Genomic DNA, 17,515 nt, shown 5'->3' with positions numbered 1-17,515 from the left:
GGCGGCGCCGGCCGCCGGTTCGCCCGAGCCCGTCGAGGAGGACTATGACCACGCTTGCCGACCCCGTTCCCGGCGGGCGTCCCGGCGACGTCGAGCGGGCCACCGCGCTCAGCGGCGAACTGGCCGGGCGTGGCGTGCACGGCGTCGTCCTGGCCTACGTGGACACCGCGGGGATCGGCCGGGTCAAGACGGTCCCGACGGCGAAGCTGCCCTCGGCCGCCGCCTGGGGAGTGGGCATGTCCCCGGTGTTCGACACCTTCCTGGCGCACGACTCGATCGTCACCACCGACGTCCTCGGCTCCCCCGACGGCGATCTGCGGCTCTACCCCGACCTCGACCAGCTGGTGGCCCTGTCCGGGCAGCCCGGCTGGGCCTGGGCTCCGGTCGACCGGATCACGCAGGAGGGCGAGCGCCACCCCGGGTGCGGCCGTACGTTCCTGCGCAGGATCACCGCCGAGGCCGAGCGGCGGCACGGCCTCACCTTCAAGGCGGCCGTCGAGATCGAGTGGGCCTTCGGCCGGGGCGACGAGCCCGGGGGCGCGTTCGAGCCCGCGGTGTCGGGTCCGGCGTACGGGGCCGTCCGGCAGGTGGAGCTCAGCGACTGCGCCGCCGATCTGCTGGCGGCCCTCGCCGCGCAGGGCGTGGACGTGGACCAGTTCCACCCCGAGTACGCGGCCGGGCAGTTCGAGGTGTCCGTCGGCGCGCTGGATCCGGTGGCGGCGGCCGACCGCAGCGTGCTGGTGCGGCAGACCGTGCGGGCCGTGGCCGGGCGGCACGGGCTGAAGGTGTCCTTCGCGCCGGCCGTCCTCGCGCGGGGCGTGGGCAACGGCGGCCACGTCCACCTCTCGGCCTGGCGCGACGGGACCAACCTGCACTCCGGGGGCGAGGGCCGCTACGGCATGACGCCGGAGGCCGAGTCCTTCACGGCCGGTCTCCTCGCCCACCTGCCCGCCCTGACGGCGGTGACCGCGCCGAGCCCGGCCAGCTATCTCCGGCTCAGGCCCTCCCAGTGGGCCGGGGTGTTCACCGCCTGGGGCCGGGAGACCCGGGAGGCCGCGCTGCGCGTGGTCACCGGGACCCGCGGGCAGCGCGGGCAGGCGGCCAACCTGGAGGTCAAACCGGTCGACCTCGCGGCCAACCCGTACCTGGCGCTGGGCTGCCTGATCGCCGCCGGTCTTGACGGCACGGCCTCCTCCGCGTCGCTGCCCGAGGAGGTCACCGGGGACCCGGTGCGGTTCGGCGAGGCGGAAGCGGCGGCCCGCGGCGTACGGCGGCTGCCGGTCTCACTGGCGGAGGCGGTCGCCGCGTTCCGCGGGGACGACGTGTTGCGCGCCGCCCTCGGACCGGTCCTGGCCGACGCGATCACCGCGGTGCGCCAGGGCGAGATCGCGGCCGTCGAGGGGCTGAACGACGAGCAGGTCGCGGCGGCGTACCGCTGGGTCTACTGATGGGCGCGCCGGCCGGGGCCGCAGCGGTCCACGAGGTGCTCGCGGCGCTGCCGCTCGTGGACCACCACTGCCACGGGGTCGTCACCGCCGACCTGGACCGTTCCGGCTTCGAGTCCCTGCTCACCGAGGGCGAGGCATGGCCCCGCAGCGGGATCTCGCCGTTCGACAGCCCGGTCGGCGTGGCCGTGCGCCGCCACTGCGCGCCGGTCCTCGACCTGCCGCGACACGCGCCCGCGGAGGAATATCTGGCCCGCCGCACCGAGCTGGGCGCGGCGGAGGTCAACCGGCGCTTCCTCGGCGCCTGCGGCACGGACGTCTTCTGCGTCGACACCGGATTCGCTCCCGAGCCCGGCACGACCCCGCGGGAGCTGGCCGGCGCGGCGGGCGGTGACGCGGTGGCGTACGAGGTCGTACGCCTGGAGCGCGTCGCGGAGGCCGTGGCGGCCGGGGGCGTCGAGCCCGGCGAGTACGGTGCCGCCTTCCGCGCGGCCGCGCGGGACGCCGTGCGGCGGCCGGGCGTGGTCGCGGTGAAGTCGGTGGCCGCCTACCGCACCGGATTCGGCCTGGACCCGGCCCGCCCCGGCCGGGAGGAGGTCGCGCGGGCGGCGGCGGGCTGGCTCGCCCGCGGCGGCGACCGTCTCGACGATCCGGTGCTCGTACGGCATCTGCTGTGGACGGCCGTCGGCCTCGGTCTGCCCCTCCAGTTGCACACCGGGTTCGGCGACAGTGACATCCGTCTGCACCGTGCGGACCCCGCTCTTCTGACCGACTGGCTGCGTCTGACCGCCGGCACGGTCCCGGTCCTGCTGCTGCACTGCTGGCCCTACCAGCGCCAGGCCGCCTGTCTGGCCGCCGTGTTCGAGCACGTGTACCTCGACGTGGGCCTGACACTGCACCACGTGGGACCCGCCCGGGCTCGGGCGGTACTCGCCGAAGCCCTGGAGATCACGCCGTTCCGCAAGCTGCTGTACAGCTCCGACGCCTACGGTGTGGCCGAGTTCCACCACCTGGGCGCGGTGGCCTTCCGGCAGGGCCTGGCCGGGCTGCTGCAGGAGCGGGTGGACGCCGACGAGCTGAGCCCGGCGGACGCGCTGCGGATCGCCCGCTGGACGGGGCGGGACAACGCCCGGCGGGTCTACGGACCGGCCGGCCTCACCGCCCCCGACGACCCCGGCTGACCACGCCGGTCTCCCTGCCACCGACCTCCCCATCGAGCACCACTGAAAGTATGATCAAGCGATGTCTGACATGACCGAAACCACGCCCGGTTGGCTGACCACGGACGAGCTGGAGTCGGCGCGCGCCCGCATGCCGATCCTGTACGTCGAGGCGGTACCGGTGCGCGTCGACGACAGCGGTGAAGTGACCAGCATCGGACTGCTGCTGCGCATCGGACCGGACGGAACGGTCAGCCGGACCCTGGTCTCCGGCCGGGTGCTGCACCACGAGCGCGTGCGGGACGCCCTGCTGCGGCATCTGGAGAAGGACCTCGGCCCGGTGGCGCTGCCCCGCGTGCCGGCGTCCCTCCAGCCGTTCACCGTCGCGGAGTACTTCCCGACGGCCGGTGTCACGCCGTACCACGATCCGCGTCAGCACGCCGTGTCGCTGGCCTACGTCGTGCCGGTCGCCGGTGACTGCCGTCCCCGGCAGGACGCGCTGGACCTGGTCTGGTTCAGCCCGCAGGAGGCGGCCTCCGCCGCGCTCCACAGCGAGATGCCGGGCGGGCACGGGGTGCTGCTCAAGCAGGCACTGGCCAACGTGGGCCACGCGTACTGAGGCGCTGTGCGAAAGGCGCCGCCGGCATCACCGGCGGCGCCCTCCCCGGCTCGGCCGGCTAGCCGGCGCTCGCGCGGGCGGCCGGGACGGGGCCGCGGTCCTCGTCCGCCACGAGGTGGTCGGCCGGCCCGTCCGGGTCGAGGAGCCGGCCCAGCCGGCCCGGCACGTCGAAGCCGACGAGGACCACGACGATCATCGTCCCGGCGAAGGTGAGGACGGCCAGCGCGTGGCCCAGGTCCATGCCGGAGGCGAGGCGGGCGCCGAGGACGGGCGCCACGGCGCCGCCCAGGGCACCCACGTTGTACGTGAAGCCCAGCGCGGCCGCCCGGGTGTGGGTCGGGAAGTGACCGCCGATGTACCGGGGCAGCAGGCCGGAGATGCCGAAGCTGGTGGCCTGGAGCACGAACAGCAGCACACCGAGCAGCGGCAGGCTGTCCCGCACCGCGAAGACCGGGAAGACGAAGGCCAGTGAGGCCAGCAGCGTGAAGGAGTACGCCTTCCTGGTGCCGATCCAGTCGCCCATGAACCCGGCCAGCCAGCAGCCTGCCATCGTGCCGAAGCCGGCGTAGTAGAGCGCGTCGGTGACCTGGCCGGCGTCGTAGCCCAGGTCGGTCTTCAGATAGGTGGGCAGCAGCGCCTGGATGGGCCAGGAGTACAGGAACGCGAAGAAGATCGTGACGATCATCGACACGTACAGCAGCCAGCCGCGGCGGCCGCCGAGCTGCACGGCGAAGGCGATCAGACAGGCCGCGGCGAGCACCGACAGGACCGGTACGAGACCGTCGCCCAGCGGGGTGAAGACCGCGAAGAGCGAGACGGTGGCCGCCACCGCGAGCACCACGTTGACGGTGCCCCTGGTCCGGGTGGCGAACAGCGGGCGGAAGGGGTTGGGCCGCTGCTGCCGCTCCGCGACCGAGGCCTTCCACTCGGCGGCCTCGGGCAGCGCGCGGCGCATCCACAGCGCGATCAGGACGGGGATCAGGCCGAGGTAGAACATCCAGCGCCAGCCGAGTGACGGCACGACCCACTTGTAGACCTGGGCGGCCAGCACCGTGCCCACGGAGTAGCCGGAGATCAGGAAGCCGCTGGCCCGGTTGCGCATGCGCACCGGCCAGCTCTCCATGACGTAGGTGGCGCTGGACGAGTACTCGCCCGCCATGCCCATGCCGATGGCGAGCCGGGCGACGAACAGGCTGGTGTAGTCCCAGGCGAATCCGCAGGCGAAGCTGCCCAGGGAGTACAACAGGATGCTGACCACCATCGAGAGCTTGCGTCCGAAGCGGTCACCGAGGGCTCCGAGCAGCGCGCCGCCGAGCCAGCGTGTGATGAACGCGGCGGAGACCAGGCTCGCCGCCTGGACGGTCTCGAGGTGGAAGTCGGCGCTGATCTCGGTGAGGACCAGGGTGATCAGCACGAAGTCGAAGCCGTCGAGGACGTAGCCGATCCAGGCGGCGAAGAACGACTTCCACTGGCTGCGGCCCACCTGGCGGAACCAGGGCGGCTTGGATGGCGCGGTGTGGTGCACGGTTGCTCCAGGATGCCGGACGGACTCGTCGCCGAGCACCGTCGGAAGGTAAAGACGCCTCTATCGACGTGTGAGGTGCGTCGCGAAGCGGTGGGTGAGGGCGGTCGGGGCGGTGATCGCGGTGCCGACGACCACGCTGTGGGCGCCTCGGGCGAGCGCTTCGGCCGCCTCCTCGGGGGTGCCGATCCGGCCCTCGGCGACGACCGGGGTACCGGTCGCGCGGGCGAGGGCGGCGACCAGCTCCAGGTCCGGGCCGGACTGGCGCGGGGAGCCGGGCGCGTATCCCGACAGGGTGGTGGAGACGAAGTCGGCGCCCTGCCGGGCGGCGAGCACGCCTTCCTCCAGCGTGGCGACGTCCGCCATGACCAGGGCGCCCGCCGCGTGCACGGCGGTCACGAGGTCGGCGAAGGAGCCGCCGTCCGGACGCGGGCGGGCGGTGGCGTCCGCGGCGACCACGTGGGCGCCGGCCTCGGCGACGGCGAGGGCGTGCCGCACGGTCGGGGTGATGTAGACGCCGGTGTCGCCGTCCTTCCACAACCCGATCACGGGAAGGGTGACGGCGGCGGCGACGGCGGCCACCACCTCGGGGCCGTTGACGCGGACGGCCGCGGCGCCGCCGGCCTCGGCCGAGCGCGCCATCCGCACCAGGGTCGCGGTGTCACGCATCGGGTCGCCCTCGGGGGCCTGGCAGGAGACGATCAGCCGGCCCGCGACGGCGGCTACGGGCGAGGGGGTCGTGGTCATCGGGGTCCTCCTGTGAAGTGCGGGGACGCGGTGCGGGTGAGCAGGGCCGCCCCCAGGACGGCCGCGTCGGAGCCGAGGCGCGGAGGGACCGGGCGCAGTGGGCGCAGCGGGGCCATCAGCTCGGCGCGGAAGGCGTCGGTCAGCGCGGACCAGTACAGGTCGCCGATCCGGGGTACGCCGCCGCCGATCACGACGCGGTGCGGGCCGAGCGCGTTGGCCAGTCCGCCGACGGCGCTTCCCGTGGCCCGCGCCCCGGTGGTGATCGCCTGTCGTGCGGTGGCGTCGCCCGCGGCGGCGCGTTCCGCCACGGTCTGGAGGCGGTCGGCGGTGCGGCCGCTCAGGCGCTCGTACAGGGCGGTGATCGCGGGCCCGGAGGCGATCGCCTCCAGGTGGCCCCTGCCGCCGCAGGTGCAGGGCAGGCCGGTGGCCTCGGGGCTCGGCACATGACCGAGGTGGCCCGCGATGCCGGCGCTGCCGTGCAGCATCCGGCCGTCCACCGCGACGGCGCCGCCGACTCCGGTGCCCACGGCGACGTAGACGAGGGAGGCGTACGGGTCGCCGGCCTCGGCGAGTTCGGTGGCGGCCGTGGCGCGTACGTCGTTGTCGCAGGCGACCGGCAGCGCCGTACGGTCGGACAGGCCCGCGGCCAGCGCGGTGCCGGCCCATCCGGTGATGGAGTCGGTGGCGCTCGTGACGGTGCCGGTGCGCGGGTCCACGACTCCGGCGGCGGCGACTCCGATCGCCCGGGCCCCGTCGTCCACCTCGCGGGCCGCGGCGGCGAGCGCGTCGAGCACGGCCGGCGCGCCCGCCCGCGCCGGTGTCGGGCGGGTGTGCCGGCGCAGCACCGTGCCGTCCGGGCCGACCAGGGCGGCCGCGATCTTGGTGCCGCCCAGGTCGAGTCCGATGACGGGAGTGGTGTCCGGGGCCGGGGTCCGCGTCATCGGACCGGGGTGAGCCCGGCGGCGCGCAGCCGCGCGTCGACCGCGGCGACGGGTGCGGCGCCGAGCTGGATCTGCGGGAAGGCGGTGTCGCCGCAGTCGATGACGCCCAGCAGTCGCAGCGCCGCCTTGAACGCGCCCAGTGCGGAGGAGCTGCGGCCCATCTCGGCCTCGGGGCCCGCGTCGACCATGGCGAACAGGCCGGTGAGCCGCTCCTGCTCCTGGACGGCCAGCGGCCAGTCGCCGGCCCTGGCCGCCTCGTAGAGCCGGACGTAGCCGGCGGGGTCGACGTTGCCGAGGCCGGGGACGACGCCGTCGGCGCCGGCCAGCAGGGCCGCGTCCACGGTCAGTTCGGAGCCGGTGAGGACGGAGAAGGCGGGTGCGGGTCCCTCGGCGCGGCCCTGGCGTCCGCCGAGGGCGACGAGCAGGCGGCGCAGGGAGCCCTCGTCGCCGCTGCTGTCCTTGAGTCCGGCCAGGGTGCCGTCGGCGGCCAGTTCGAGGATCAGGGCGGGCGACAGCTTGCTGTGCACGGAGACCGGCAGGTCGTAGGCGAACAGCGGCAGGTCCACCGTCTGGCGGATCCTGCGGAAGTGGGCAGCGATCTCCCGGGGGTGGGTGCGGGTGTAGAACGGCGCGGTGACGACCAGGGCGTCCGCGCCGAGCCGGGCCGCCTCGCGGGCGTGGTCGAGGACGCGGGGCGTGGTGGTGTCGATGACGCCGGCCAGGACCGGTACCCGTCCGTCGACCACGTTGACCACCGTCTCCAGAGCGGTGCCCCGCTGCTCGTCGGTGAGGTAGGCGACCTCGCTGGTCGAGCCGAGGGCGAAGAGCCCGTGGACGCCGCCGCCGAGCAGATGCTCGACCAGCCGGGCCAGGGAGGCCGTGTCGACCTCGCCGTGGGCGTCGAGCGGGGTGCACACGGGCGGGACGACTCCGCGCAGGGGTGCGGTCATAGGCATGGGGGCTACTCCATGGGCTGGGTGACGGAACTACGGGATCTGCGGATCGCAGCCGGCCACGAAAGGGACGTCAGATGTCTGACGTCTGAACCATAAGACGCGGCCGCCCGGGTCGGTCAAGAGGGGGATGGCTCACACTCTCGACTCCGACCCGGGCGGCAGGTCCCGCGCGGGGAACGACGTCCGGAGCCCGCCGGTACGGGCGCGCGGCTTCCGGCGGCCGGCAAGGCGGCGCGCTCGGGCGACTCCCGCCGACCCGTAAGGCGGTGCGCTCGGGCGACTCCCGCCGACCCGTAAGGCGGTGCGCTCGGGCGGCTTCCGGTGATCCGTCAGGCGGTGCGCTCGACCTCGCCCTCCGCGCCCCGGCCCGCGTGCGCCTGCGCCTCCGCCAGCCGCCCGCGCACCGGCGCGTAGTGGCCGGAGAGGGCGTGCACGAAGCCCTCGACGTCCCCCTGCCGAGCCGCCAGCACGATGGCGCGGTGGTCGGCGATGGTTCCCGCCTCGGCCTCCTCGGAGATGCCCTCCAACTGGGGCGCGACGATGGCGTAGACGTCCCAGAAGGCCAGCGAGAGCTGGCTGACCAGCTCGTTCTCCAGCGGCTTCATCAGCCGCTCGTGGAAGGACCGGTCGCATTCCGCGAAGCCGCGGTCGTCATGGGCGCCGCGCCGATCCATCTCGTCGACGAGGGCGTCGAGGGCATCGAGATCCCCGGGCCCGAGCGTCGCCATGATGCGCGCGGCCATGCCGCGTTCGATCAGCTCTCGCACCTCGATCAGCTCGGACAGGATCCGGAAGTCGTCCTTGGGGCTGAGCAGGCCACGGAAGGCCAGCCCCTCCACCAGCGCGGACAAGCTCAGCCGGCCGACATACGTGCCATGACCGCGCCGCACCTCGACGATGTCCAGCACCGCCAGGGTCTTCACGGCCTCGCGGATGCTGGACCGGCTGGCACCGAGGGCGGCGCACAGTTCCGTCTCCGACGGCAGCGGGTCCCCCGGCTTGAGGTGATTGTCGAGGATGTAGCTCTTGATCGCCTCCGAGACCTCCTGACGCAGTGACGGCCTGACCGCCGCCCGGACCTCTTGCGGACGCGACGAATTCACCTCTTGACCCCTTCTGCTCAATGAAGCTACCTTCACAGCCTATCAAGGTCGGACATCAGACGTCTGATGACGAGACCTCAACTCTTCTTTCTTTTCCTCGCTTTGTGCCGCCCCCAGGAGGGACCTCTCGTGTCGTACAAGACGCCCGTCGGCATGGATCGTCGCAGATTTCTGCGCTATGCGAGTGCCCTCGGGGCCGCCTCGGCCCTGACCGCCTCGATCTCCGCGTGCAGCGGCCCGGCCTCGACCGGCTCGGACAGCGGCGCGAGCGGCTCGGGAGGGACGGACACCATCGAGACGGGCATCTCCTACGCCCTCTCGACCGGCTTCGACCCGATGACCGCCTCGGGCGCCACTCCGATCGCCGCCAACCTGCACGTCTTCGAGGGCCTGGTGGACCTGGATCCGGCCACGCTCGAGGCCCGGCCCGGCCTGGCCACCGCGCTGCCGGTCAAGGTGAACGCCACCACCTACCGCGCCACCCTGCGCGAGGGCGCCACCTTCCACGACGGCTCCGACGTCACCTCCGAGGACGTCGTCCACAGCTTCGAGCGGATCCTCGACGAGAAGAACGCCTCCCTGATGGCGCAGTTCCTGCCGTTCCTCGACTCGGTGAAGGCGGTCGACGCCAGGACGGTCGAGTTCAAGCTGAAGTACCCCTTCGCGCTGTTCCCCGGCCGTGTCTCGGTCGCCAAGATCGTTCCGAAGAAGCTGGTGGAGGCGGACCAGAAGGGCTTCGACGCCCTGCCGGTCGGCTCGGGCCCGTACCGGATGGTCTCGGCGACCCGCGAGGACAAGATCGTCTTCGAGGCGTACGACAAGTACAACGGCAGCCACCCGGCCAAGGCCAAGAAGATGGTCTGGCGCCTGGTCTCCGACCCCGCCGCCCGGGTCAGCGCCATGGAGTCGGGCCGGGTGCAGGCCATCGAGGACGTGCCCTACCTGGACGTGGACCGCCTCGCCCGGAAGGTGAAGGTCGAGTCCGTGCAGTCCTTCGGCCTGCTCTTCCTGATGTTCAACTGCAAGAAGAAGCCCTTCGACGACAAGCGGGTGCGCCAGGCGCTGCACTACGCGCTGGACACCGACAAGCTCATCACCACGGCCATGGCCGGCAACGGCACGGCCGCGCGCAGCTACCTCCAGCCCACCCACCCCGACTTCCACCAGGCCACCACGGTCTACGGGCACGACGCGGCCAGGGCCAGGAAGCTGCTCGACGAGGCCGGTGCCAAGAACCTCTCGGTCACGCTGCTGACCACCGACACCGGCTGGGTCAAGGACGTGGCCCCGCTGGTCAAGGAGAGCTGGGACGCGATCGGCGTGAAGACCACGCTGAGCATCGGCCAGTCCTCGGCCCAGTACGCCAAGGTGGACGCCGGCTCCTACACGGTCCTGCTCGCCCCCGGCGACCCGTCCGTCTTCGGCAACGACGTCGACCTGCTGATGCGCTGGTACTACTCCGGACTGTGGCCCGAGAGCCGCTACGGCTGGGGCGGGACCGCCGAGTACAAGAAGGTCAACTCCCTGCTGGACAAGGCCGCCCAGGCCCCCGACGAGGCCACGCGCAAGGAGCTGTGGGGCCAGGCCGTCGACCTGGTCGCGGACGCCGCCGCCCTCTATCCCGTGCTGCACCGCAAGCTGCCCACGGCCTGGAACGACAAGGCGCTGCCGGGGTTCAAGCCCCTGCCGACGACCGGTCTGTCGCTCCTGGACGTCAGCCGCGCCTGACCCGCCGTCCGACCCCGTCGCCGCGGCGGCGGGCACGGTCACTCCGGCGGGGCCCCCGCCGGACGACCGCCGCGGCTACGGCGCCGCCTGCCGGGCGGTGGCTGCCGGGCGGTGGCTGCGCGCCGGTGCCTGCCGAACGGCCGACGCCGGCCCGGCGCCCGCCGGACGGCTGCCGTGTCAGGGGCCTGCTGGGCTGCCGTCGTGCCTCGCTGTCTGTCGGACGGCAACCGCATTCCGGTGCCTACCAGGCGGCTGCCACGACCCGGCCCCGCTGGGCGGCCGCCACAGCTCCGGTGTCCGCCGAACGGCCGACGCCGGCCCGCCGCTCGCCGGTGCGGCTGCCGCGCCCGCAGGCCTGCTGGACGGCTGCCGCACCGGCGTTCGCCGGGTGGCTGACACAACCGTGCCGTACCAAACGGCTGACGCAACCCGGCCCCGTCGGGCAGCAACCGCAACTCCGGTGTCCGCCGAACGGCTGACACAACCCCGGCGCCCGCCGGAAGGCTGCCGCAACCCCGGTGCCCTCCCCTTCTCTAGGAACCCACGATGGTCACATTCCTCCGGCTCGCGCTGCGCCGTCTGGCGATCATGCCGGTGATGATCCTCGGCATCACGCTGCTCGTCTTCGTGGTGCTTCAGTTCTCACCAGTCGACCCCGCCTACAACGCGCTGGGCGACGGCGCCTCGGCCGCGGCCCGCGCCGCCTTCGCCGAGGCCAACGGCCTCAACGACCCGCTGCCGGTGCGCTACGTCCGCTTCCTCGGCCGGCTGCTGAGCGGCGACCTCGGCTCCACCGTGCCGCCCAGCCAGCCGGTGCTCGACCGCATCTCCGTCGCGCTCCCCCTCACCCTCCAGCTCACCGCGCTCGGCCTGGTGATCGCGATCGTCCTCGCCCTGGTGCTCGGCGTGACCGGCGCGGTCTTCCGCGACCGCTGGCCGGACCAGCTCACCCGGGTGCTGTCGATCGCGGGCGTCGCGGTCCCGTCGTTCTGGCTCGGGGTGCTGCTCATCCAGCAGTTCGCCCTGAACAGCCCGGTGTTCCCCACCGGCGGCTACGTCAACCCGGCCGACTCCTTCAGCGGCTGGCTCAGGTCCCTGACCCTGCCGGCCTTCGCCCTCGCCGTCCCTGTCGCGGCCTCGCTGGCCCGTCTGGTGCGCACCTCCATGGTGGCCGAGCTGGACCGCGACTACGTACGGACCGCCACCGGCAACGGACTGCCCCGTCACGTCGTCGTCCGGGGCGTGCTGCGCAACGCGCTCATCACCCCGCTGACCGTGCTCGGCGTACGGGTGGGCTACCTGCTCAGCGGCGCAGTCGTGATCGAGACCATCTTCGACCTGCCCGGCATGGGCAAGCTGATCCTCGAGGGGGTCACCGGCGGCGACGTCGCACTCGTCCAGGGCACCGTGCTCACCATCGCCGTCGCCTTCCTGGTCGTCAACGTCGTCGTCGACCTGCTGTACCTGCTGGTCAACCCGCGTATCAGGACGGTGTGACATGTTCCCCAGAAGCGGTCTCGTCAGGAGACTGTCCCGCCCCGGCATCCGGTTCCGGGCGCTTCCGCCGTCCTCGCGGCTCGCCCTCGGCGTGCTGGCGGTCGTGATCCTCGCCGCCGTCCTCGCGCCGCTGATAGCCGCCGATCCGCTCGCCACCGGCGTCCCCGTCCAGGCGCCCAGCGGCGCCCACTGGTTCGGCACCGACCGGGTCGGCCGGGACATCTTCGCGCGTGTCGTCTACGGCGCCCGCTACTCCCTGGTCATCGGTCTGGGCTCGACCGCCGCCGCCCTCGTGCTGGGCGCCGTCCTCGGCTCGCTCGCCGCCACCTCGCGCAAACTCGGCGACGAGTCGGTGATGCGCACGCTCGACATCGTGATGGCCTTCCCGCCGATCGCGCTCGCGGCCGTACTGGTCACCGTCTTCGGCACCAGCCTGCCCGTGCTCATCCTGTGCATCGCGTTCGTCTACATGCCCTCGCTCGCCCGTGTGGTGCGCGCCAACGTCATGGCGCAGTACGGCGAGGACTACGTGGCCGCCGAGAAGGTGATCGGCGCCCGCCGCGCGTACATCGTCGTCCGCCACGTGGCCGTCAACTGCGCCGCGCCCGTCATGGTGTTCGCCACCGTGCTGGTCGCCGACGCCATCATCTTCGAGGCCAGCCTGTCCTTCATCGGGGCCGGCGTGCAGGACCCCGACCCCAGCTGGGGCAACGTCCTGTCCTACGGCCGGCAGATCCTGCTGTCGGGCGGCTGGTGGGCCACCCTGCTGCCCGGCCTTGTGCTGCTGGCGACCGTACTCGCCCTGAACATCCTGTCCGAGGGCCTCACCGACGCGGCGGCGGCCCCGTCCGACGCCCGCGCGGACGACGGGGATCCACAGCCGTCGGCGCCCTCCGTGGCCGGGACCGCCGTATCCGCCGTGTCCGGTGCGGCCGGGAGCGCCGAGTCCGCTTCCGCTGGTGCCGCCGGTGCGGCTGATGCCGCAGGTCCCGTCGCGAACACCGACGCCGCCGCGGACGTCGACGCCGCGCTCGCCCGGCTCTCCGCGCGTGTGCTGAGTGGTCCGTCCGCCGTCCCTCCGATCGCCGGCGACGCGCCCGAACTCCTGGTCGTGGAGGACCTGACCATCCGCTTCCCTGACCGCTACGGCGACACCCGGGTCGTGGACGGCATCTCCTTCTCGGTCCGCGAGGGCGAGACCCTCGGCCTGGTCGGGGAGTCGGGCTGCGGCAAGAGCATCACCAGCCTGGCCGTCATGGGGCTGCTGGCCCGCAACGCCGAGGTCGGCGGTCGCGTCGAGTACCGCGGCCGGAACCTCCTGGAGCACGGCCCCCGGCAGCGCCGGGCCCTCAACGGCCCGGAGATCGCCATGGTCTACCAGGACGCTCTCTCCTCGCTGAACCCCTCGGTGCTCGTCGGCCGTCAGCTCAAGCAGCTCACCAGCCGCGGCGGTTCGCAGACCCCCGCCGAACTGCTCGAACTCGTCGGCCTCGACCCGCGGCGGACCCTGCGCAGCTACCCGCACGAACTCTCCGGCGGCCAGCGTCAGCGCGTATTGATCGCCATGGCGCTCTCCCGCAGCCCCCGCCTGCTGATCGCGGACGAGCCGACCACCGCGCTCGACGTCACCGTCCAGGCCCAGGTGGTGGAACTGCTCGAACGGCTGCGCGACGAGCTCGGCTTCGCAATGATCCTCGTCTCCCACGACCTGGCCCTCGTCGGCGACCTGTCGCACCGGATCGCCGTGATGTACGCCGGCCAGGTCGCGGAGGTCGCCGAGACCCGGTCGCTGCTGTCCGCGCCCGCCCACCCCTACACCCGCGGTCTGCTCGGCTCGGTGGTGTCCCTGGAGGCGGGTGCCGAGCGGCTGCACCAGATCCCCGGCATCGTCCCGGCGCCCCGCCGCTTCGGGGACGGCTGCCGGTTCGCCTCGCGCTGCGCCGCGGCGACCGACGTCTGCCGCACCACCCCGCCCGTCCCCGGCGGCGGGCCCGACCACAGCACCGCGTGCCACCACCCCGTGTCGGCCGCCATGCTTCAGGGGAGCAACCGATGATCCGGCTCGACCACGTTCACGTACGCCACAAGGCCCGCGGCGGCGGCTTGTTCGACCGCGGCCACGTGCACGCCCTGACCGACGCCTCTCTGGAGGTCGGACGCGGGGAGATCGTCGGCCTGGTCGGCGAGTCCGGCTGCGGCAAGTCGACCCTGGCCCGGGTGCTGACGGGTCTGCAGCGGCCCACCGAGGGCACGGTCACCTTCCACGGCGAGGACCTGTGGACGATGCCCGGCGCCCGGCGGCGCGGCGAGTTCGGGGCCTCCGTCGGCGTCGTCTTCCAGGACCCGTCGACCGCCCTGAACCCGCGGCTGCCGGTGGGCCGGATCCTGCGCGACCCGCTGGACGTGCACCGGCGGGGTGGCGACAGGGAACGCGAGGCGCGGGTCCAGGAGTTGCTGGACCTGGTCGGCCTGCCCGCGCACACCCTGCGGGCCCTGCCGGGACAGCTCTCCGGCGGCCAGCGCCAGCGCGTCGCCATCGCCCGCGCGCTCGCCCTGGAACCGGAGTTGATCGTCGCCGACGAGCCGACCAGCGCCCTCGACGTGTCGGTACGCGCGCAGGTCCTCAACCTCCTGGTGGACCTGCGGGACCGGCTGAACCTCGGCATGGTGTTCATCTCGCACGACATCCAGACCGTGCGGCACCTCGCCGACCGGCTCGCGGTGCTCTACCTCGGCCGGATCGTGGAGGAGGGCCCGGCGCGACGCGTCGCCGACTCCCCCGCGCACCCGTACACCCAGGCCCTGCTCTCGGCCACCCCGAGCCTGATGGAGCGCAGCGAACGCATCGTGCTGCACGGGCCGGTGCCGTCGGCGGTCAACCCACCGCCGGGCTGCCCCTTCAGCACCCGCTGCTGGAAGGCCGACGACGCCTGCGTGACCGCCTTCCCCGCGGCCCGGTCCGACCCGGACGAGTCCCACCGGTGGCACTGCGTCCACCCGCAGACCGAGGACGACCGGACGTAGGGAGGCCGTTGTGTACGGGCCCTCTCCTCCGCCTTACCGAGGCGGACGAGAGGGCCCACGCACAGGCCGGCAGTGCTCCCCCGGAGATCCGAGGCCCTCGGCGGTCACGGGTCCATCCGGCCTCATGCCTTGGGCCGCCGCGGAAGGCCCGGCAGGATCAGGCAAGAGGCCGGGAGGATCCTGCTGTCCCGCCAGGGCGTCGGATTGGTTGCCTTGAGGTGTCACATTCGCTGGACGCCGTTGTGCGCATGCTGCGGCTGCTGGACCGGCCCTACGATCGCAAGATCCTCGCGCCCATGATCAAAAGGGAGATCCTCTGGCACCTCCTGAGGGGCGAACAGGGAGCCGCCGTACGCCAGCTCGGCCTGGCCGACAGCAGCCTCACCCACATCACACGCGCCGTGCGATGGATCCGGGAGAACTACGCCAGCCCCTTCAGGGTCGAGGAGCTGGCCCGGATCGCGGGCATGAGCGTGTCCGCGTTCCACCGGAACTTCCAGACCGTGACCGCGATGAGCCCGATCCGGTTTCAAAAGCACATCCGTCTGCAGGAAGCCCGTCTGCTGCTGGTCAGCCGGCCGTCCGACATCACCGGAGTCGGCCAGAGCGTCGGGTACGACAGCCCGTCGCAGTTCAGCCGCGAGTACCGGCGGATGTTCGGTACGCCGCCGAGCCAGGACGCGGTGCGTCTGCGCACCCGTGACACCTCGTACGCGCAGACCTGAGACACGATGGGCACCAGGATCCGCCTTCAAACCACTGCGCCGGCTGCCCGCCGGCATCGACGCCCTCACCAAGCGCCCCGTACCGGACGAGATCGTCGACCGCTGGCTGCGCCCCCTGCGCACCGACCCGGCGATCCGGCGCGACTTCCGCCACTACGACACGAACATCCGCAGGAGCGAACTGCTCGAAGCGGCCGAAGGGCTGCGGAAGTTCGACAGGCCCGCACTCGTCGTCTGGGCCACCGAAGACCGCATGATGCCACGCGCCCACGGCCGTCGCCTGGCCGAACTCCTCCCGCGCGGAAGGCTGGTGGAGATCGAGGACTCGAGGACCCTGATCGCCGAGGACCAGCCGGAACGGCTCGCGGCCGTCCTGAAGGAGTTCATCGCCCAGGAGTAGCAGCCGGCGGTGTCGTCACCGGACCACACGGATGCTGCCCCTGCCCGGCGCCAACCCCCAATGGCAACGGCCCTCAGCGCTGCGCGCAGTCGGGCCGCCGGACGGCTCCCCCGGCGGCCCCGCTTCAGCAGGATCTAGCCGGAGTACTCCTCCTCGGTGACGTGGCGACCCCAAGTGGTGTGATTGCCGTCGTTGTCGGACGCCTGGTAGGCGATCTGCGTGTGGAAGCACGTAGGCGTGGCGCCGTGCCAGTGATTCTCACCCGGTTCGATGTAGACGCGGTCACCCGGCCGCACTTCCTCGACCGGTCCTCCCTCGCGCTGGATGAGACCGATTCCCTCGGTGACAAGGATCGTCTGGCCGAGCGGGTGGGTGTGCCATGACGTACGCGCCCCGGGAGCAAAGTGGACGACTCCACCCATAATTCGCGAGGGCGGCGCCGGCGTGCTGATGACGTCGATGTGGACGTTCCCGGCGAACCATTCGCCGGGACCAGCCATCGTTTCAAGTCCGTTCCTTATGACCTTCATCATTGTCCTCCTATGTAGGTGTTCGCTCTCGAAACGAGGGCAGCCGCCGAACTTTCGTCGAGCTGGTCCGGTCGTACGCGGCCTCTCGCCGAATTCAGTCCGAGGTCAGGAAAACACCGTTCCGACAGGGGTGGGAGGGCGGGCTTATCCATGTACTCACAGGGCACTCCACGGCCCCGGCTTCGGGGGTAATCTCGTGGCCGTGGACGCAAAGACCGAGATACGGGATTTCATCACCTCACGGCGCGCAAAGATCACGCCCGAGGAGGTTGGCCTTTCCTCCTACGGGGTGCGACGGGTTCCGGGTCTCCGGCGAGAGGAAGTCGCGACCCTGGCAGGGGTCAGCGTCGACTACTACAACCGGATGGAACGCGGCAACCTGGCGGGCGTTTCGGAGGAGATCCTCGAAGCGGTCGCGGGCGCGCTTCGCCTGGACGAGGCCGAGCGGGCGCATCTTTTCAACTTGGCTCGCGCCTCGAAAGATCAGGTCACTGACAAGCGCCGCAGACCGACCAGGCGGGCTGTGCGCCCGAGCATCGAGTGGATGATCAATGCGCTGCACGGCGCTGCCGCGTTCGTCGTCAACAGCCGTCAGGACATACTCGCCGTCAACCATCTCGGACGAGAATTCTACGCGCCGATGTTCGCATCGCGCACACCCGCGAACGTGGCCCGGTTCACTTATCTCGATCCGCGCGCCAAGGAATTCTTCGCCGATTGGAGCCGGACGGCCAAAGAATGCGTCGCAGCCTTGAGAACACAAGTCGGGCGCGATCCGTTCGACCGTGACCTGTCCGACCTCGTTGGCGAGCTGTCTCTGTACTCCGGCGAGTTCGCCGCGTTTTGGGCCACCCATAACGTTCGCCTGCATCGCGAAGCAGAGAAGCGCTTCAATCATCCCCTCGTGGGCGAGCTCACACTGCGGTACGAGCGACTCGCGGTGACCGCAGACCCCGGTGTGGAGATTTTCACCTACATGGCGGAGCCCGGATCGCGATCCGAGGAGGGATTCAACTTCTTGGCGAGTTACGCAGGAGAGGGAAGTAACTTGCCGAGCCGCATACCTTCCAAGTCGGACACCTGAGCACCCAGGGGCCTTTGTCGCAGTTACAGCGTTG

The 17,515-nt window shown here is 72.1% G+C and carries 15 protein-coding genes and 1 pseudogene; 10 read left to right on the top strand and 6 right to left on the bottom strand.

Translation table 11 applies throughout. The annotated features are described in order from the left end of the window. Positions 1-44: 44 nt before the first annotated feature. The 3 genes from OIE49_RS31685 (at position 45) to OIE49_RS31675 (ending at position 3,224) form a co-directional block, all read left to right on the top strand. Positions 45-1,448 (top strand): glutamine synthetase family protein, encoded by a 1,404-nt coding sequence (locus tag OIE49_RS31685; protein WP_326805287.1) that lies wholly within the window; start codon positions 45-47, stop codon positions 1,446-1,448. Beyond that, complete coding sequence (locus OIE49_RS31680; protein WP_326805286.1) at positions 1,448-2,626, top strand: amidohydrolase family protein; 1,179 nt, start codon at positions 1,448-1,450, stop codon at positions 2,624-2,626. Before OIE49_RS31685 ends, OIE49_RS31680 begins: the two co-directional genes overlap by 1 nt. A 70-nt stretch (positions 2,627-2,696) precedes the next feature. Next, positions 2,697-3,224: an NUDIX hydrolase family protein gene (locus tag OIE49_RS31675; protein WP_326806375.1), complete on the top strand. Its 528-nt coding sequence runs from the start codon at positions 2,697-2,699 to the stop codon at positions 3,222-3,224. Between the two features lie 58 nt (positions 3,225-3,282). Here the strand turns inward: OIE49_RS31675 and OIE49_RS31670 are convergent, their stop codons facing one another. The 5 genes from OIE49_RS31670 to OIE49_RS31650 all read right to left on the bottom strand — a co-directional run bounded on the left by OIE49_RS31670 (position 3,283) and on the right by OIE49_RS31650 (position 8,493). Further along, on the bottom strand, positions 3,283-4,749 hold the full coding sequence (locus tag OIE49_RS31670; RefSeq protein ID WP_326805285.1) for a sialate:H+ symport family MFS transporter: 1,467 nt from the start codon (positions 4,747-4,749) through the stop codon (positions 3,283-3,285). Positions 4,750-4,809: 60 nt separating this feature from the next. After that, complete coding sequence (locus OIE49_RS31665; protein ID WP_326805284.1) at positions 4,810-5,493, bottom strand: N-acetylmannosamine-6-phosphate 2-epimerase; 684 nt, start codon at positions 5,491-5,493, stop codon at positions 4,810-4,812. Then, positions 5,490-6,434, bottom strand: coding sequence for an ROK family protein (locus OIE49_RS31660; RefSeq protein ID WP_326805283.1), 945 nt, complete (start codon positions 6,432-6,434; stop codon positions 5,490-5,492). The genes OIE49_RS31665 and OIE49_RS31660 overlap by 4 nt, the downstream gene beginning before the upstream one ends. After that, positions 6,431-7,390 carry a dihydrodipicolinate synthase family protein gene (locus OIE49_RS31655; protein ID WP_326805282.1) on the bottom strand — a complete coding sequence of 320 codons (960 nt, stop codon included), beginning with the start codon at positions 7,388-7,390 and terminating at the stop codon, positions 6,431-6,433. Before OIE49_RS31655 ends, OIE49_RS31660 begins: the two co-directional genes overlap by 4 nt. 329 nt (positions 7,391-7,719) lie before the next feature. Continuing rightward, the gene (locus OIE49_RS31650) at positions 7,720-8,493 is read right to left on the bottom strand and encodes a FadR/GntR family transcriptional regulator (protein ID WP_326805281.1); all 774 of its coding nucleotides are present in this window, start codon (positions 8,491-8,493) and stop codon (positions 7,720-7,722) included. 153 nt (positions 8,494-8,646) lie between these two features. On the opposite strand from OIE49_RS31650, the gene OIE49_RS31645 reads away from it, so the two are divergent. The 6 genes and pseudogenes from OIE49_RS31645 (at position 8,647) to OIE49_RS31620 (ending at position 15,867) form a co-directional block, all read left to right on the top strand. Further along, complete coding sequence (locus OIE49_RS31645) at positions 8,647-10,221, top strand: ABC transporter substrate-binding protein (protein ID WP_326806374.1); 1,575 nt, start codon at positions 8,647-8,649, stop codon at positions 10,219-10,221. Positions 10,222-10,767: 546 nt separating this feature from the next. Next, a complete protein-coding gene (locus tag OIE49_RS31640; protein ID WP_326805280.1) occupies positions 10,768-11,718 on the top strand; it encodes an ABC transporter permease in 951 nt (316 codons plus the stop codon). 1 nt (position 11,719) lies between these two features. Further along, positions 11,720-13,774, top strand: coding sequence for a dipeptide/oligopeptide/nickel ABC transporter permease/ATP-binding protein (locus OIE49_RS31635; RefSeq protein WP_326805279.1), 2,055 nt, complete (start codon positions 11,720-11,722; stop codon positions 13,772-13,774). Continuing rightward, positions 13,771-14,742, top strand: coding sequence for an ABC transporter ATP-binding protein (locus OIE49_RS31630; RefSeq protein ID WP_326805278.1), 972 nt, complete (start codon positions 13,771-13,773; stop codon positions 14,740-14,742). Before OIE49_RS31635 ends, OIE49_RS31630 begins: the two co-directional genes overlap by 4 nt. A gap of 230 nt (positions 14,743-14,972) precedes the next feature. Continuing rightward, positions 14,973-15,467 (top strand): annotated as a pseudogene (locus OIE49_RS31625) (helix-turn-helix domain-containing protein); the annotation flags it as partial. Next, positions 15,442-15,867: an alpha/beta fold hydrolase gene (locus OIE49_RS31620; protein WP_326805277.1), complete on the top strand. Its 426-nt coding sequence runs from the start codon at positions 15,442-15,444 to the stop codon at positions 15,865-15,867. The pseudogene OIE49_RS31625 and the gene OIE49_RS31620, both read left to right, overlap by 26 nt. Positions 15,868-16,001: 134 nt before the next feature. Here the strand turns inward: OIE49_RS31620 and OIE49_RS31615 are convergent, their stop codons facing one another. Further along, positions 16,002-16,367: a (R)-mandelonitrile lyase gene (locus OIE49_RS31615; RefSeq protein ID WP_326805276.1), complete on the bottom strand. Its 366-nt coding sequence runs from the start codon at positions 16,365-16,367 to the stop codon at positions 16,002-16,004. 232 nt (positions 16,368-16,599) lie between these two features. Between OIE49_RS31615 and OIE49_RS31610 the strand changes: the two genes are divergently transcribed. Continuing rightward, entirely contained in the window at positions 16,600-17,481 is an 882-nt protein-coding gene (locus OIE49_RS31610; RefSeq protein WP_326805275.1) for a helix-turn-helix transcriptional regulator, read from the top strand. Positions 17,482-17,515 lie beyond the last annotated feature (34 nt).

The organism is Streptomyces sp. NBC_01788 (genome assembly GCF_035917575.1).
GTDB lineage: Bacteria > Actinomycetota > Actinomycetes > Streptomycetales > Streptomycetaceae > Streptomyces.
The sequence above is the reverse complement of the archived record's forward strand: the minus strand, read 5'-3'. Positions and strand labels throughout refer to the sequence as shown.

Excerpts from the sequence above, each read along its gene's own strand:
- OIE49_RS31685 (WP_326805287.1), top strand. The coding sequence starts at position 45 with ATGACCACGCTTGCCGACCCCGTTCCCGGCGGGCGTCCCGGCGACGTC.
- OIE49_RS31680 (WP_326805286.1), top strand. The coding sequence starts at position 1,448 with ATGGGCGCGCCGGCCGGGGCCGCAGCGGTCCACGAGGTGCTCGCGGCG.
- OIE49_RS31675 (WP_326806375.1), top strand. The coding sequence starts at position 2,697 with ATGACCGAAACCACGCCCGGTTGGCTGACCACGGACGAGCTGGAGTCG.
- OIE49_RS31665 (WP_326805284.1), bottom strand. The coding sequence starts at position 5,493 with ATGACCACGACCCCCTCGCCCGTAGCCGCCGTCGCGGGCCGGCTGATC.
- OIE49_RS31660 (WP_326805283.1), bottom strand. The coding sequence starts at position 6,434 with ATGACGCGGACCCCGGCCCCGGACACCACTCCCGTCATCGGACTCGAC.
- OIE49_RS31655 (WP_326805282.1), bottom strand. The coding sequence starts at position 7,390 with ATGCCTATGACCGCACCCCTGCGCGGAGTCGTCCCGCCCGTGTGCACC.
- OIE49_RS31645 (WP_326806374.1), top strand. The coding sequence starts at position 8,647 with ATGGATCGTCGCAGATTTCTGCGCTATGCGAGTGCCCTCGGGGCCGCC.
- OIE49_RS31640 (WP_326805280.1), top strand. The coding sequence starts at position 10,768 with ATGGTCACATTCCTCCGGCTCGCGCTGCGCCGTCTGGCGATCATGCCG.
- OIE49_RS31635 (WP_326805279.1), top strand. The coding sequence starts at position 11,720 with ATGTTCCCCAGAAGCGGTCTCGTCAGGAGACTGTCCCGCCCCGGCATC.
- OIE49_RS31630 (WP_326805278.1), top strand. The coding sequence starts at position 13,771 with ATGATCCGGCTCGACCACGTTCACGTACGCCACAAGGCCCGCGGCGGC.
- OIE49_RS31615 (WP_326805276.1), bottom strand. The coding sequence starts at position 16,367 with ATGGCTGGTCCCGGCGAATGGTTCGCCGGGAACGTCCACATCGACGTC.